13 protein-coding genes are annotated in these 13,757 nt (G+C 69.3%); 6 read left to right on the plus strand and 7 right to left on the minus strand.

Going from position 1 to position 13,757, the window contains the following annotated elements; all coding sequences use genetic code 11:
* From G7B67_RS06745 to efp, 5 genes are all read right to left on the minus strand, one after another.
* A partial coding sequence (locus G7B67_RS06745; protein WP_166209864.1) for an isoprenoid biosynthesis enzyme family protein occupies window positions 1–686 on the minus strand: 686 nt, incomplete at its 3' end.
* On the minus strand, window positions 683–1,366 hold the full coding sequence (gph, locus tag G7B67_RS06750; RefSeq protein ID WP_166209867.1) for a phosphoglycolate phosphatase: 684 nt from the start codon (window positions 1,364–1,366) through the stop codon (window positions 683–685). The genes G7B67_RS06745 and gph, both read right to left, overlap by 4 nt.
* Window positions 1,363–2,082 (minus strand): bifunctional 2-polyprenyl-6-hydroxyphenol methylase/3-demethylubiquinol 3-O-methyltransferase UbiG, encoded by a 720-nt coding sequence (gene ubiG / locus G7B67_RS06755; protein ID WP_166209870.1) that lies wholly within the window; start codon window positions 2,080–2,082, stop codon window positions 1,363–1,365. The genes gph and ubiG overlap by 4 nt, the downstream gene beginning before the upstream one ends.
* Window positions 2,079–3,425: a TRZ/ATZ family hydrolase gene (locus G7B67_RS06760; protein WP_166209873.1), complete on the minus strand. Its 1,347-nt coding sequence runs from the start codon at window positions 3,423–3,425 to the stop codon at window positions 2,079–2,081. Before G7B67_RS06760 ends, ubiG begins: the two co-directional genes overlap by 4 nt.
* A gap of 167 nt (window positions 3,426–3,592) precedes the next feature.
* Window positions 3,593–4,159: an elongation factor P gene (gene efp, locus G7B67_RS06765; protein ID WP_166209876.1), complete on the minus strand. Its 567-nt coding sequence runs from the start codon at window positions 4,157–4,159 to the stop codon at window positions 3,593–3,595.
* A gap of 187 nt (window positions 4,160–4,346) precedes the next feature.
* Here efp and epmB point away from each other — a divergent pair, with 187 nt between their 5' ends.
* From epmB to phbB (G7B67_RS06795), 6 genes are all read left to right on the plus strand, one after another.
* Window positions 4,347–5,333 (plus strand): EF-P beta-lysylation protein EpmB, encoded by a 987-nt coding sequence (gene epmB / locus G7B67_RS06770; RefSeq protein ID WP_243412280.1) that lies wholly within the window; start codon window positions 4,347–4,349, stop codon window positions 5,331–5,333.
* A gap of 77 nt (window positions 5,334–5,410) precedes the next feature.
* Window positions 5,411–7,486, plus strand: coding sequence for an EAL domain-containing response regulator (locus tag G7B67_RS06775; protein ID WP_166209882.1), 2,076 nt, complete (start codon window positions 5,411–5,413; stop codon window positions 7,484–7,486).
* 141 nt (window positions 7,487–7,627) lie between these two features.
* Window positions 7,628–8,512, plus strand: a complete 885-nt coding sequence (gene gluQRS / locus G7B67_RS06780) for a tRNA glutamyl-Q(34) synthetase GluQRS (RefSeq protein ID WP_166209885.1) — start codon at window positions 7,628–7,630, stop codon at window positions 8,510–8,512.
* Window positions 8,513–8,585: 73 nt separating this feature from the next.
* On the plus strand, window positions 8,586–9,326 hold the full coding sequence (gene phbB / locus G7B67_RS06785; RefSeq protein ID WP_166209888.1) for an acetoacetyl-CoA reductase: 741 nt from the start codon (window positions 8,586–8,588) through the stop codon (window positions 9,324–9,326).
* Window positions 9,327–9,505: 179 nt separating this feature from the next.
* Window positions 9,506–9,994, plus strand: coding sequence for a polyhydroxyalkanoate synthesis repressor PhaR (gene phaR, locus G7B67_RS06790; RefSeq protein WP_166209891.1), 489 nt, complete (start codon window positions 9,506–9,508; stop codon window positions 9,992–9,994).
* Between the two features lie 49 nt (window positions 9,995–10,043).
* Entirely contained in the window at window positions 10,044–10,781 is a 738-nt protein-coding gene (gene phbB / locus G7B67_RS06795) for an acetoacetyl-CoA reductase (RefSeq protein ID WP_207780885.1), read from the plus strand.
* A 141-nt stretch (window positions 10,782–10,922) separates the two neighbouring features.
* Here the strand turns inward: phbB (G7B67_RS06795) and G7B67_RS06800 are convergent, their stop codons facing one another.
* Complete coding sequence (locus tag G7B67_RS06800) at window positions 10,923–11,816, minus strand: M48 family metallopeptidase (protein ID WP_166209894.1); 894 nt, start codon at window positions 11,814–11,816, stop codon at window positions 10,923–10,925.
* A 59-nt stretch (window positions 11,817–11,875) separates the two neighbouring features.
* A complete protein-coding gene (locus G7B67_RS06805; RefSeq protein WP_243412278.1) occupies window positions 11,876–13,726 on the minus strand; it encodes a formylglycine-generating enzyme family protein in 1,851 nt (616 codons plus the stop codon).
* Window positions 13,727–13,757: the final 31 nt, after the last annotated feature.

The raw sequence follows: 13,757 nt of genomic DNA on the forward strand, positions 1-13,757 counted from the left end.
TGGGCACCCGCGCGGCCGGCCGCATGCCGGCGCAGGCGTGCCTGCAGCAGGGCGTCGAGGATCCTCACCGGCCTGCCGCCGGGGGGCACGGGCGGCCAGGTGCCAAGCAGTTCGGACGCCCACGCGCGCGCGACGGCGTCCTCGCCACTGGACGCGCCGACGCGCGCACGCACTTGCAACGGCGCCGCCGCGTCGCCCTGCGACAGCAGCTGGGTGGCGAGCAGCGCCTGCGCGCGGACAGCGGATGCACCGGGACTGTTGCCATCGGTCGCGGCGCCATCGAAAAGCTCAGACTCGATCGACACCATCGCATTGGCGAGGGACGCGAGGGCGGCGCCGGCCTGCGCGGCGTTTCCCGCCGGTTCACGACTGTCCAGCAGCGCCGGCAAGGCGGCCGCCAGCACCATCCAGTGCGACGACGCCGGTTGCAGCACCGAGCCCAGCGGATGCCGACGCCGTCCCTGCGCCCAGCCCGCCAGTTCCTCGGCCCACCAGCCAAGTTTCGCTTCACCCGGGCGCGGGTCGCTGCCGTTCCAGGCGGCATCGGCCAGCTCCTGCAGCAGCGCAAACCACGCCGCCGCGACTTCGCGCTCGCGCGTGGCCACGAAAACTTCGGCGACGCGCCATTCGGGCCAGCGCACGCGCCATTTGTGCAGGAATCCGTCCAGCGCTTCGGAATCGCTCACCGCAGGCGCGACCACAGATGGGGATCCAGCAACGCCTGCGGGGTGTCGACGCTGGCATCGGCCTGCCACGTCGCCGGGTCGTCGTCGCCCAGCCGGTAGCCCCACAACGCCGTGATCGAGGGCATGCCCGCGGCGCGGGCCGCTTCGATATCGCGCGCGTCGTCGCCGACATATGCGCAGTCGGGCGCGTCGAGGCCCAGTTGTCGCGCCGCATGCAGCAGCGGCAAGGGATCGGGCTTGCGCACCGGGAGCGTATCGCCGCCCACCAGCACGGCGCAGCGCGCCTGCCAGCCGACCAGCGGCAGCAATTGCCGCGCCAGGTATTCGGGTTTGTTGGTGACGATGCCCCAGCGGCTGCCGCTGTCCTCGATCGCCGCCAGCAGGTTCTCCACGCCCTCGAACACCGGACCGTGGCGGGCGAGCTCCTGCTGGTAGAGCTCCAGGAATTCGGGAACCATCGCCTCGCGGCGCTCGGCATCGAGCTGCGCGAACGCGGTCGCCAGCATCGCGCGCGATCCGCGCGAGACGTGCGGGCGCAGTTCGGCCAATGTAATCGGCGGCGCGCCACGCGCCGCGCGCATGCGGTCGATGGTCGCCACGAAATCCGGCGCGCTGTCGAGCAGCGTTCCGTCCAGGTCGAACAGCACCAGCGCCGGGAATCCCACCGCCACTGCCGTCATGGCAGCGCTGGCTTGAGTGCGCACGCCAGGTAATTGACGTCGGTGCGGGGGGACAGGCGCGCGTGGTTGCGCCATGGCTCGTAGACCAGGCCGCTGACGTCTTCCAGCACCAGCGTGCTGTCGCGCAACCAGGCCGCGAGCTCCGATGGGCGGATGAAATCGCGGTACTGGTGCGTGCCCTTGGGCAGCACGCGCGCGATGTATTCGGCGCCAACGATCGCCAGTGCGAACGCCGCCGGCGTGCGGTTGAGCGTGGATACGAACAATCGCCCGCCGGGCCGCAGCAGGGTCGCGCACGCACGCAGGATCGATGCCGGATCGGGCACGTGCTCGAGCATCTCCATGCAGGTGATGGTGTCGTAGGCGCCCGGCGCCTCGGCGGCGAGGGCTTCAGCCGCGATCTGCCGGTAATCGACCTTGATGCCCGATTCCAGGCCGTGCAGGCGGGCGATCTTCAACAGTTCCGGTGCAAGGTCGATCGCGGTGACGTCGGCGCCTTCGCGCGCCATCGCCTCGCTCAGCAGGCCGGCGCCGCAGCCGATGTCGAGCACGCGCGCGCCACGCAACGGGGCGCGTGCGGCGACATAGCCCAGGCGCGCCGGGTTGAGCGCATGCAGCGCTTTCTGCGGGCCCTGCGGGTCCCACCAGCGATGGGCGAGTTCGTCGAACTTGTCCAGTTCGGCCTGCGAGAAGTTGCCTGCTGCCGTCGTGTTCATCGGACCACCTCGATGCCGGCGATGCGTTGGCGCCATTGCCGCGCATTGGCGATCAATGCATCGGCGTCGATGCCGACCAGCTGGCGGTCGCGCAGTTTCTGGCGACCGGCGATCCAGGCATCGGACACCTGCTGGCGCCCGCAGGCATAGACCAGTTGCGAGACGACGTAGTGCAGCGGCTGCGTCTCGACCTGCGCCAGATCAACGCACACGAGGTCGGCCTGCTTGCCGGCCTCGATCGAACCGACGAGGTGATCCAGGCCCATCGCGCAAGCGCCACCGAGCGTTGCCGCGCGCAGCGCCGTGGCGGCATCCAGTGCGGAGGCGTCGTCGGCCACGGCCTTGGCCAGCAGCGCGGCGGTGCGGGTTTCGCCGAACATGTCCAGGTCGTTGTTGCTGGCCGCGCCGTCGGTGCCGATCGCCAGGTTGACGCCGGCGCGCAGCAGTTTCGCCGCCGGGCAGAAGCCCGAGGCGAGCTTGAGGTTGGATTCGGCGCAGTGCACCACCGATACGCCGCGCTCGGCGCACAGGGCGATCTCGGCATCGGTCAATTGCGTCATGTGCACCGCGATCAGGCGATCGTTGACCAGGCCCAGGCGGTCCAGGCGCGCCAGCGGGCGTTGCCCGTATTTCTGCTGCGACTCGGCCACCTCGTGCGCGGTCTCGTGCACGTGGCAGTGCACCGGCAGGTCGAGCTGGTCGGAAAGCATGCGCAGGCGTTCGAAGTTGGCATTCGAGACGGTGTACGGCGCATGCGGCGCGAATGCGGTCGTGACCAGCGGATCCTTGCGCCACTGATCGTGCACTTCGGTGGCGCGATCGAAGTATTCATCGTCGCTGCGCGCCCACGACGACGGGAAATCGATGATCGGCAGGCCGATCCGGGCTCGGAAGCCATGGCGCTTGTACGTCGCCGCCTGCACGTCGGGAAAGAAGTAGTTCTCGTTGCAGCAGGTGGTGCCGCCACGCAGCATCTCGGCGATCGCCAGGGTGATGCCGTCGGCGACGAACTCCGGCCCGATCAGCTGCGCTTCCAGCGGCCAGATATGGCCCTGCAGCCACTGCATCAGCGGCAGGTCGTCGGCCACGCCGCGCAGCAGCGTCATCGGGTTGTGGACGTGGGCGTTGACCAGGCCCGGCAGAAGCACGCCGTCGGGACGGGCGACGACCTGTGCCGGCGCGAAGCGGGCGCGGGCTTCGGCGATGGGCAGCAGCGCAATGATTTCGGTGTCGCGGACCGCGACCGCGTGGTCATGGAGGACCACGCCGTGCGGCTGGATCGGAACCACGAAGCCGGCTTCGATCAGCAGGTCGCAGGCTTCGGGGATCGCGTTGGTCGTCATCCGGCTATTTTGCCCGTCAATGGTGCAAAGGCGGGGAAAGAGGGTGGTGGTTGCCGGTCGACGTCCGTGGATCGCCTCCTGCACGGATGGCGAACGCGGGGATGGGGAGCGCTTGCCGGTTCCGCGACCGCCGGCCGCATCCGCACGGCGGACACGACCGGCGTCGATTATTTCACGCGCGAGACGTATTCGCCGGAGCGGGTATCGACCTTGATGATTTCGTCCTGGCCGACGAACAACGGCACGCGCACCACCGCGCCGGTCTCGAGCTTGGCCGGCTTGCCGCCGCCGCCCGAGGTGTCGCCGCGCACGCCCGGATCGGTTTCCACGATCTTCAGTTCGACGAAGTTCGGCGGCTGCACCGAGATCGGCACGCCGTTCCACAGCGTCACCACGCAGTCTTCCTCGCCCTTGAGCCACTTCTCGGCGCCCGCCATGCCGGCCTTGTCGGACTGCACCTGCTCGAAGCTTTCCGGGTTCATGAAATGCCAGTACTCGCCGTCGGCATACAGGTACTGCATGTCGGTATCGACCACGTCGGCGACATCGACGTTGTCGGTGGCCTTCATCGTCATCTCGACCACGCGGCCGTTCTTGATGTTGCGGAACTTGATGCGGGTGAACGCCTGGCCCTTGCCGGGTTTGACGTACTCGGTCTCGGTGATGATGCAGGGGTCGTTGTTGACCAGGATCTTCTGTCCGGTCTTGACGTCGTTCATGCCGAGGCTGGCCATGGATGCTCCTGGGGCCGCCCCGCGGGGCGGCTAGACTATGGGATTGGATTCCGGCGGCGCTCGGGCTTGGGCACGGGCGGCTGGAGGCAGACCCGACATGATACCGACTGGCGCCATGCAGCTCATCCCGAACGACACCCCGACCGCCCTCGCGGACGCGGCCGCCGTGCCGCCGGCGCCCGGATCGATGGCGGGCAGCGACTGGAAGCGCCTGTGGCGCGACGCGGTGCGCGACCCGCGCGAGCTGCTGGCGCTGCTCGATCTCGGTGACTTGGGCAACCGCATTTCCGATACCGCTGCCGCCCAATTCCCGCTGCGGGTGCCGCGCGGCTTCGTCGCCCGCATGCGGCGCGGCGATCCGCACGACCCGCTGCTGCGGCAGGTGCTGCCGCTGGACGACGAGGAGCGCCCGGTGCCCGGCTTCGGCCTGGACGCCGTCGGCGATGCCGCCGCGCGCACCGCGACCGGGGTGCTGCAGAAATACCGCGGGCGCGCCCTGCTGGTGACCACGGGCGCCTGCGCGGTGCACTGCCGCTACTGCTTCCGGCGCCATTTTCCCTACGACGAGCAAACCGCCATCCGCGACGGCTGGCGCGAAGCGCTGGACGCGATCGCCCGCGACGACAGCATCGATGAGGTCATCCTGTCCGGCGGCGACCCGCTGTCGCTGTCCACCGCCAAGCTGGCCGAACTGACCCACGGGCTGGCCGCGATCCCGCGCCTGCGCCGCTTGCGGATCCACAGCCGGCTGCCGGTGGTGCTCCCCGAGCGCGTCGATGGCGACCTGCTGGCCTGGATCTCGGGGCTGCGCTGGCCGCTGGCCTTCGTGATCCACGCCAACCACGCCAACGAGTTCGATGCCGGCGTCGATGCGGCGCTGGCACGCCTGCGCGGCGTCGGTGCCACCCTGCTCAACCAGGCGGTGCTGCTGCGTGGCGTGAACGATTCAGCCGACGCCCTGGCGGGGCTCTCGGAACGCGCCTACGCAGCCGGGGTCCTCCCCTATTACCTGCACCAGCTCGACCGGGTCGCCGGCACGGCGCACTTCGAGGTGTCCGATGCCGAGGCGATCACGGTCCACGCCGCGCTGGCGGCGCGGCTGCCCGGCTACCTCCTGCCCCGGCTGGTGCGTGAACTCCCCGGCGACACTGGAAAGCGTCCACTGACGGCATGACGCCACCGCGCGCGTCTCACCACCGATTGGACGCGCTTGCGGCCATCGTGTAGAAAACGCGGATTACGGAGAGATGCATGCCCATCGGTGCCGAGACCGCGCTTCGCCTGATGATCGTCGACGACAGCGTCGAGGACGCCGAGTCGATCGTCAGTGCGATGCGCAATGCCGGGATCGCGGTGCGGCCGCTGCGGCCCGCCTCGGCCGAGGAACTGGGCGCGATGATCGCGGGCCAGCAGATCGACCTGGTGCTGGCCGCGCAGCAATCCAACGGGGTGCCGCTGGACGAGGTGCTGCAACTGGTGAAATCCAGCGGCAAGGACATGCCGGTCATCGCCGTGGCCGACCACGTCGATGAGAAGAGCCTGAGCCAGGCGTTTGCCGGCGGGGTCCGTGCGATCGCGCTGCGCAACAATCCCCAGCAGCTGCTCGGCGCCGTGCGCACCGAGTGGTCCGACCTCGAGGCGCGGCGCTCGCTGCGCCGCCTCGAAGCGCAGGTGCGCGAGACCGAACGCCGCTGCGACGCGCTGATCGAATCCTCGCGCGAGCCCATCGCCTACGTCCACGAAGGCATGCATATCCGTGCCAACGGCGCGTACCTGGAGATGTTCGGCTTCGAATCCTTCGACGACATCGAGGGAATGTCGCTGCTGGACCTGGTGAGCCCCCAGCACGTGGAAGGCTTCAAGCAGTTGCTCAAGTCGATGAGCAAGGGCGAAGCGCCACCGCCTCGCTATGAACTCGAAGCCCACGACATCGAGGGCAATTCGTTTCCCGCGGTGATGGAGTTCACGCCGGCGCTGTATGAAGGCGAGCCCTGCCTGCAGGTCGTGTTCCGGCGCCAGGAAGTGGATCCGGAACTGGCGCGCGAGGTCGAGGAACTGCGCCAGCGCGACCAGGTCACCGGGCTGCTCAACCGCCCGACGTTCCTGCGGGTGCTCGAGGACGCCGTCGCCGCCGCCGCGCAGAACCAGGGCCAGTACGGGCTGCTGCTGCTCGAACCGGACCATTACCAGCGCCTGCTGCAGGAGATCGGCCTGGACTCGGCCGACGCCCTGCTCGAAGCGCTGGCCGAACGCCTGCGCAGCGTGATCGACGACCAGGCCCAGGCAGCCCGCTTCGGCGAGCACAGCCTGGCGGTGCTGGTGCGGGCCGACCACGTCGCCACCACCGCGCTGGCCGAGCGCATCCGCGAAGCCTTCGCCTCGCACGTGTTCGAGATCGGCAGCCGTTCCAGCGCGATCACCGCCAGCATCGGCGGCGTGCAGATCGGCGAGAAGATCGCCAGCGTCACCCAGGTGCTGGCCAAGGCCAACCATGGAGTGCAGTCGTCGATCGCGGTCGGCGGCAACCGCTGCGAGGTCTTCGACCCCAGCGCCGTGGACCGCGCCGAGGAGGAGCGCATCCAGGCCTGGGTTTCGCGCCTGCGCGATGCGCTGGACCATAACCGCTTCCTGCTCTACTACCAGCCGGTGATCAGCCTGCAGGGCGAACCCGGCGCAACCTACGAAACCTACATCAGGCTCGATGCGGGCCGTGGCGAAATGGTGCCGCCGCTGAGCTTCCTGCAGATCGCGGAGGAACACGGGCTGCTGTGGGAGATCGACCGCTGGGTCGTCGGCCATGCGATCGACATCATCGGCCAGCGCGCGCGTGCCGGGCAGCCGACCACGCTGCTGGTGAAGATCACCCAGGCCTCGCTGGCGGACGACAGCCTGGCGCGCTACGTCGGCGAGCAGCTTGCGCTGCACAAGGTCAGCGGCGAGTACCTGGTGCTGCAACTGCCGGAGGCCAAGGTGTTCACCAACCTGCGCGCCTCGCAGGAATTCGTCGCCGCGGTGGCGGCGCACAAGTGCCGCGTGGGCCTGGAACAGTTCGGCGTCGGCCTGGATTCGTTCCAGCTGCTGTCGCACTTCGATCCGTCCTTCATCAAGCTCGACCGCAGCTTCATGGAAGACCTCGCCAAGAACACCACCAACCAGCAACGGGTGCGCGACATCGCGACCAAGGCCCGCAGCCTGGGCATCCGCAGCATCGCCGAGTTCGTGCAGGACGCGGCGAGCATGTCGTTCCTGTTCTCCAGCGGCATCGACTATGTCGAAGGGCATTTCCTGGCGCCTGCGGGCCCGGAGATGAATTACGACTTCGAATAGCCGCGAGCGGTGATCGAAGGTCGCGACCAGCACGGGAGGCGCGCCCCGCGGATGCGGGCTCCCTGTATTTGCCCGGCCACCGGGCATCCGGCGGTGGGCACGGCCGGGATTGCGTTCGCCGGCGTCCGGTGAGCCCCTGGAATGGGCGCCTATCGCGGCCGTTTCGCGCCCTCGCCCACCGGAGACCTGCACTTCGGTTCGCTGGTGGCGGCGCTGGGCAGCTGGCTGTTCGCGCGCCACGCGGGCGGCCAGTGGCTGTTGCGGGTCGAGGACCTCGATCCACCACGCGAGGTCGCCGGTGCGGCCGACCGCCAGCTGGCGGCGCTGGCCGCGTTCGGCCTTGTGTCTGATGCGCCGGTGCTGCGGCAAAGCACGCGCGATGCCCACTACCGGTCGGCGCTGGAGTCGCTGCTGGCATCGGGCCGGGCGTTCGAATGCCATTGCAGCCGTTCGGACCTGGCCGCCACCGGAGGCATCCACCGCCAGTGCGTGGCGGGCGCGCGCCGCCGCGATCCGTCGATCCGCCTGGGGGTGCCGACCGGCACCCGCCTTGCGTTCGACGATGCCGTCCAGGGACGCGTCGTCCAGCGGGTCGATCGCGAGGTGGGGGATTTCGTGCTGCGACGCGCCGATGGTTACTGGGCATACCAGCTGGCGGTGGTGGTCGACGATGCCGCCCAGGTCATCACCGACGTCGTTCGCGGCGCGGACTTGCTGGATTCCGTGCCGCGCCAGGTCCTGTTGCAACGGGCCCTGGGGCTGCCGACGCCGCGCTACGCCCACCTGCCGCTGGTGGTCGATGCCCACGGGCGCAAGCTGTCGAAGTCACTGGCCACGCTGCCGGTGGACGGACGGGCGCCGCTGCCGGCATTGCGCGCCGCCTGGCAGGTGCTCGGACAGGTCCCCCTGCGTTTGTCCGGCGCCGCTCCGGTCTCCAAATGGCTGCATGCGGCGGTCGACGGCTTCGATCCCGCCAGGATTCCATCCGGCCCGCAGCCGCTGCCGACAGCCGGCGTATCGGCCTGACCACCTCGGCTTCGCGCCGGACGCGCTACATTGGTGCGGTTGCCGCGTTCGCGGCGCCCGGAAGGATTCGACAATGACGGCACGCGTCGCACTGGTGACCGGCGGGACGGGCGGCATCGGCACCGCCATCTGCAAGCGGCTCGCCGCGCAGGGGCACAAGGTCGCCACCAACTACCGCAACGAGGACAAGGCGCGCGCCTGGCAGCAGCAGATGCGCGATGCCGGGTTCGACATCGCGCTGGCGAAGGGCGATGTCTCCTCGCCAGCCGAAGCCGCGGGCATCGTGGGCGAGGTCGAGCGGCAGCTGGGGCCGGTCGAGATCCTGGTCAACAACGCAGGCATCACCCGCGACACCACCTTCCACAAGATGCGGCCCGAGCAGTGGATGGAGGTCATCAACACCAACCTCAACTCCGTCTACAACATGACCCGGCCGGTGATCGAAGGCATGCGCGAGCGGCGCTGGGGCCGGGTGATCCAGATCGCTTCGATCAACGGCCAGAAAGGTCAGTACGGGCAGGCGAACTACGCCGCCGCGAAGGCCGGCATGCATGGTTTCACGATCTCCCTGGCGCAGGAAAACGCCAGGCTCGGAATCACCGTCAACACCGTCTCGCCCGGCTACATCGGCACCGACATGGTGATGGCCGTGCCCGAAGAGGTCCGCAACAAGATCGTGGCGCAGATCCCCACCGGCCGGCTGGGATCGCCCGATGAAATCGCCTACGCGGTCTCGTTCTTCATTCCCGACGAGGCCTCCTGGATCACCGGCGCGAACCTGTCGGCCAACGGCGGGCAGTACATGGGCTGGTGACCTCGCGCGCGGTCCCCGTCCAACATCCCGCTGACGGCGCGCCGGATCGCGCGTCGTCGCAAAAGACTGAACGGATGCCTGCCGCCCCGCGCGGCAGGTGACTTGAGAGGCTTGACACCTGCAGTTGCATCGGGTGCTGCACTGCGCCATGCTCGGAACCCCACCGGGGAGCCCGTCGCATGGCCGCACGCGTCATCAAGAAGTACCCGAATCGTCGGCTGTACGACACAGAAATTTCCAGCTACATCACCATCGAGGACGTCCGCCAGCTGATCGTGGAGGGCGAGGACTTCGAGGTCCGCGATGCCAAGAGCGGCGAGGACCTGACCCGCCAGGTGCTGCTGCAGATCATCGCCGAGCACGAGCAGGACGGGGAACCGATGCTGTCCACCCAGCTGCTGAGCCAGATCATCCGCTTCTACGGCGATTCGCTGCAGGGTTTCATGGGCAACTACCTGGAGCGCTCGATGCAGACGTTCCTGGAGCAGCAGCAGCAGTTCCGACAGCAGGTCGGCAGCCTGCTGGGGCAGACGCCGTGGACCATGATGAACCAGCTCACCGAGCGCAACCTCGAGCTGTGGAAGGACTTCCAGAAGACCCTCGTCGGCGGCGTCGGCAATGCGCCCGGCAGCGGGCGGGCGAAGGACAAGGACGCGTCGCGCGAGTGATCCGGCAGCTTCCGCCTGAAGGCATCGACCAGGCCTGGGGCAGTCCCCGATGAAACGCCGCGTGGCGGTCGTCAGCGGCGGCATCGGCGGACTGGGCACGGCGATCTGCATCGACCTGGCGCAGGCCGGCTGCGCGGTGGTGGCGCTCGACCTGCCCCGCGCCGAAGCCGTCGACCGGTTCGCCGTCGCCACCGCGGGCCTGGACATCGGCTTCCAGCCGCTGGATGTCACCGACACCGACGCCTGCAGCGACTGCGTCCAGTCGATCCAGGCTTCGCACGGCGCGCTGGACATCCTCGTCAACGCCGCCGGAATCACCCGCGACACCACCCTGCGCAAGATGGAACGGGCGCAATGGGACGCGGTGCTGGAGGTGAACCTCGGCGGCGTCTTCAACCTGTGCCAGCCCGCGATCGAAGGCATGGTCGCGCGCGGCTTCGGCCGCATCGTCAACATCAGCTCGGTCAACGGCCAGACCGGGCAATTCGGCCAGGCCAATTATTCGGCGGCGAAGGCCGGGATGCATGGCTTCACGATGGCGCTGGCGCGCGAGGTCGCGCGCAAGGGCGTGACCGTCAATTCGATTTCGCCAGGCTATTGCGAGACGGCGATGGTGAGGGCGATGCCCGACGACATCCGCGCCGGGATCGTCGACAAGGTGCCGGTGGGCCGGCTGGGGCGACCGGAGGAGATCGCACGCGTGGTGCGATTCCTCGCCGCCGAGGATGCGGGCTTCATCACCGGCGCGAACATCCCGGTGAACGGCGGGCTGTACATGAGTTTCTGAGACCGGATCGACGGGTCGATGGCCAAATTCATGCGGCGTCGCGCGCATGCCCAGGCGCGACCGGCCTGTGCTTCGCCAGTGCGAACCGGGCGACTGTTCGACCCGCTCCGGACGCCCTCCCGACGGGAAAGCGGCTTCGAATCACCGTGCAGCCGGCGTCGTCCCCGAGGCCTTGCAGAACCTCGCGCGGTATTCCATCGCCTTGGGCATCAGCGCCTGCAGGTTCTGGATGCGGGTGCCGGGATTGGGATGGGTCGAGGCGAATTCGGGTTGGCTGCTGCCGCCACTGGCGGCTTCCATTCGCTGCCACAGTGGAATCGCGGAGTGCGGGTCGTAGCAGGCCGCGGCCGCAAGCATCAGGCCCATCTCGTCGGCCTGCGTCTCCTGCTTGCGCGCATACGGCAACGCCCGCCCGTAGCCGTAGACAGCCATCACCGCCTGCATCTGCTGCTGGTCCATGCCACTGGCGGCGCCGGCCATCTGGCCGATCTGCGCCAGCTTCTGCTCGGTCATCCGCTGCGCGCCGTGGCGCAGCAACGCGTGCGAGATTTCATGGCCCAGCACCACGGCCATCGCATCGGCGTTCTCCGCCACGGGGATCAGTCCGGTGTAGACGGCGATCTTGCCGCCCGGCAGGCAGAACGCGTTGACCTGGTCGGACTGCAGCACGTTGACGGCCCAGTCGAAGGCGCGCTCCACGTGCGGCGCCTGCATCTGGTGTTCTGCGGCGAGTGCATCCTCGACTTCCGGTATGACCGCGATCAGCCGCTGCGCGACCTCGCGCACCTGGCGCGCGGTCTGCGAATCCGGCGGCAGCGCCGGCTCCTGGGTCAGGATCTCCTGGTAGGCCTGCAGGCCCAGCGCCGTTTCATCCTCGGGCGAGATGTTCTTGTCGATGACGACACTCTCGCCTGTCAGCGCATCGGTCGAACGGTTGGATATCCAGTAGTAGCCGCCGTAGATCGCGAACAACACCAGGACCCAGATGCGCAATCCGCCGAAGCCGCGTCGGGTGCCAAGGGGATTTTGTCTCATGGCGGGGTGTGCTCCGGCTGCTGAAGGTGGCGATCGCTCGATGTCGTCGCGCGACCGGTTCAAAGTTCGCGCACGACCCGGAAGCCGATCCGCGGACTGGTGCTGTCGCCAGCCATTGCCGCGCGCCAGGCCGCGCGTGCCTGCGCAGGCGCGCTGGCCCAGCTGCCGCCGCGCACCACGCGCGTCCTGCAGCCGGGATTGAGCCATGCGCCGCCATCGTCCGGCGCCCGACGGTAGCTGTCGTGCCAGCAGTCGGCGACCCATTCACTGACATTGCCGTCGAGGTCGTGAAGGCCATATGCATTGGCCGCGAAGCTGCCCACCGTGGCCGGACCCCAATGCCCATCGCCGTAGCCCGCGAACGCGTTGGCCCAGTGGCGGCCGCCCGGCGACGCGTCCTTCGCCCCGGTCAGGTTGGCCACGCCTGCCGGCGGCGCGCCGTCGCCCCACGGATACAGCCCCCGGTGGCCGGCACGCAGCGCGTACTCGAATTCGGCTTCGCTGGGCAGCCGGTAGCGTTGTCCGCTCTGTTCCGACAGCCATTTCGCGTACGCCTCGGCGTCGCGGGCGCTCACGTGCAAGACCGGCAAGTCACCGTCGGCCGCACGACCGTCGTAGGCCGAACGCCAGTCCACGCCGCTGCGCAGGACGAAATTGCCGCTGCGCTCGTCGTACACCAGCGAGTGCCCGCGTCGCGCCGACGTCGGCCGGTAGCCGCTGGCGCGCATGAAATCGCCGAACTGATCGACGCTGACCTCCGTGCGCGACATCGCGAAGCCGCGATCGAAGCGCACCGCATGCGCCGGTCGCTCGCTGTCGTCGCCGCCACGGTCGGCCCCCATGCGGAACCCACCGTGCGGCACCACCACCATCTGCGGCCCGCGCGCGCCGAACCCGAGCGCGTCGGTGAAGACCTGCCCGGGCCGGAACAAGCCGTAATGCGTGGCCCAGTCGATGCGCTGGATGAGCTCGCCCGCCGCCGGATCGCCGGCGGGCGCGATGCGCAGGATGTCCGCCAGTTTCGCGCGCGCCTCATCCACGCCGCCGTTCTGCAGCAGCGCGCGCATGCCTTCGTCATGCAATTGCGCGATCCGTGCCGCCCGCACCGCGGCGATGCGCGCTTTCGCATCGGGCACCATCCCATCGCCAGGCCGCACCACCGCGGCCATCGCCAGCCAGCGGCGGGCATTGACGAAGTCGCTGCGCCGGGCGGCATCTTCGGCGCGCCGGATCAGGCCGCTCTCCACCGCCGCCAGGCCCTGCAATGCACGCGGCTGGTGCGGTTGCAGGCGCAGCACCTGGCGCAGCTTCGCCAGCGCTCCGCCGCCGGATTCGCCCAGCCGGTTGGCGCGCAGGTCGCGTTCGGCTTCGCGATTGAGGTCCCACAGCCGATCGGCGAGATCGACCTGCTTCAGGTAGCCGCGCACGGCCGCGTCCTGCGGCGCCGCCGTGCGCGCGACCGCGGCGATCTGATGCGCACGCCGGAGCGCGTCGATGTCGTCGCCGGCGTCGGCCAGTGCACTGTCGCCTTCGGCCAGCAGCGCCGTCAGCGCGCGCTCGAGCCCCGCTTTCGCCCCAGCATCGTCGGGACTGCGCTTGAGCAGTGCCAGGTACAAGGGGATCGCCGAATCGGCATCGGCATACAGCTTGCCCTCGGCCAGCGCCGCCTCCGCGCGCCTGGCGACGCCGGCATCGGCACCGGACAGCTGCACCGCCGGTGCGCGCCAGGTCAACGCGCTCGCGTTGCGGTCGTCGCCGCTGACGGTCACCTGGCCCGTGCGCGCCGGTGGCGCCGCCTGGTCGCCCGTGCCCGGCGCGGACGCATCGCGCGAGCAGCCGGCCAGCATCGGACCGGCGATCGCGGAAGCCAGCAGCAGGACGATGCCGACCGTGGGTGCCGATGCGCGCAAGGAAGGCTGCCTCCGTCGGGCCATGGAACAC

The organism is Cognatiluteimonas telluris, assembly GCF_011320095.1.
Lineage (GTDB): Bacteria > Pseudomonadota > Gammaproteobacteria > Xanthomonadales > Xanthomonadaceae > Cognatiluteimonas > Cognatiluteimonas telluris.